Origin of the sequence: Streptomyces sp. NPDC102490, from assembly GCF_044765285.1 — a bacterium.
GTDB lineage: Bacteria > Actinomycetota > Actinomycetes > Streptomycetales > Streptomycetaceae > Streptomyces.
This window is the reverse complement of record NZ_JBIWJU010000028.1, coordinates 1-1,200: the sequence shown is the minus strand read 5'-3', so window position 1 is coordinate 1,200 and position 1,200 is coordinate 1. Positions and strand designations below refer to the sequence as shown.

The 1,200-nt window shown below is 71.7% G+C and carries 1 protein-coding gene; it reads right to left on the bottom strand.

What is annotated here, in order from left to right; genetic code table 11:
- On the bottom strand, positions 1–1,200 hold a 1,200-nt coding region (locus ACIRGB_RS35650), incomplete at both ends, for a beta-ketoacyl synthase N-terminal-like domain-containing protein (protein ID WP_403873873.1).

The following is a 1,200-nucleotide window of genomic DNA, read 5'->3' as shown; positions in this document are numbered from 1 at the left end:
CACGACCAACCGCCAACGAATACGCAACATCCGCCAACACCACATCCGGCCGCTCCACCACGAACGACCGCAACCGAGCAGCCTGACCACACAACGCCCCCGACCCACGCCCCGACAACACAAACGGCAACACCGGCAGTTCACGCGCGGCTGTCGGCGTCGGCCGTCGACCGGCCCTTGCCGGTTCGTTCGACGGTTGCTGCAGAATGACGTGCGCGTTCGTCCCGCTGATGCCGAACGAGGACACTCCGGCTCGCCGGGGCCGGCCGGTGTCCGGCCATTCCCGTGTCCGGGTCAGCAGCGCCACGCCGCCGGACGACCAGTCCACCTCGGTCGAGGGGGCATCGGCGAACAGGGTCCCGGGCAGGGACCGGTGCTGCAGCGCCATCACCATTTTGATGACCCCGGCGACGCCTGCCGCCGCCTGCGGGTGTCCGATGTTCGCTTTCACCGATCCGAGCCACAGGGGTGAGTCGTCGGTGTGCTCCCGCCCGTAGGTGGCCAGCAGTGCCTGTGCTTCGATCGGGTCCCCGAGCCGCGTACCCGTGCCGTGCCCTTCCACCACGTCGACCTCGGCGGCCGTCAGCCCCGCGTTGGCCAGCGCCTGCCGGATCACCCGCTGCTGCGAGGGGCCGTTCGGGGCCGTCAGTCCGTTCGAGGCCCCGTCCTGGTTCACGGCCGAACCCGCCAGCAGCGCGAGTACCCGGTGCCCGTTGCGCCGCGCGTCGGACAGCCGTTCCAGCACGACCAGGCCCACGCCCTCGGACCACCCGGTGCCGTCCGCGCCCTCACCGAACGACCGGCACCGGCCGTCCGGAGACAAGCCACGCTGCCGCGCGAACTCCGTGAGGATCATCGGAGTGCCCATGACCGCGACACCGCCGGCCAGCGCGAGCGAGCACTCGCCCGCCCTCAGCGCCTGCGCCGCCAGGTGCAGGGCCACCAGCGACGACGAGCAGGCCGTGTCGACCGTTGTCGCGGGTCCCTCGAAGCCGAAGTGGTACGCGATCCGCCCGGACAGGACCCCGGGGGTGGTGCCGGTGAGCAGGTATCCGCCGGCGTCCGCGCTCACCGCACCGTATCCGTGCGGTGTCGCTCCCACCACCACGCCGGTCCGGCTGCCGCGCAGGGAGTCCGCGTCGATGCCCGCGCGCTCGAATGCCTCCCAGGCGACCTCCAGCAACAACCGCTGCTGCGGAT